Origin of the sequence: Schumannella sp. 10F1B-5-1, from assembly GCF_006517535.1 — a bacterium.
Lineage (GTDB): Bacteria > Actinomycetota > Actinomycetes > Actinomycetales > Microbacteriaceae > Schumannella.
The window spans coordinates 1-219 of the sequence record NZ_VHQH01000128.1 but is presented as its reverse complement, the minus strand read 5'-3'; the positions used below and the strand labels follow the sequence as shown (position 1 = coordinate 219).

The window sequence follows — 219 nt, the reverse complement described above, 5'->3', positions numbered from 1 at the left end:
GCCCTCCTCAAGCGCATCATCAAGGAGCTCGAGGTCGACACCCTCGGGCTCACGGTGCCGAGCGTCGCCGGGAAGATCTCGAAGCTCAAGAACGAGCTGTCGGACGTCGACTCCTACGCGCGCAGCGTCAACGCCGACGACCCCGCCGACGCGGCCTTCCTCGAGGTGTTCCGCCGCTACACCGAGAGCCTGCGACGGGCCAACGCGCTCGACTTCGAC

Annotated in this window: 1 protein-coding gene; it reads left to right on the top strand. The window is 67.6% G+C overall.

Features of this window, described 5'->3' with window-relative positions; genetic code table 11:
• Positions 1-219: hypothetical protein (locus FJ658_RS15195; protein WP_141146219.1), on the top strand; the 219-nt coding region annotated here is incomplete at both ends.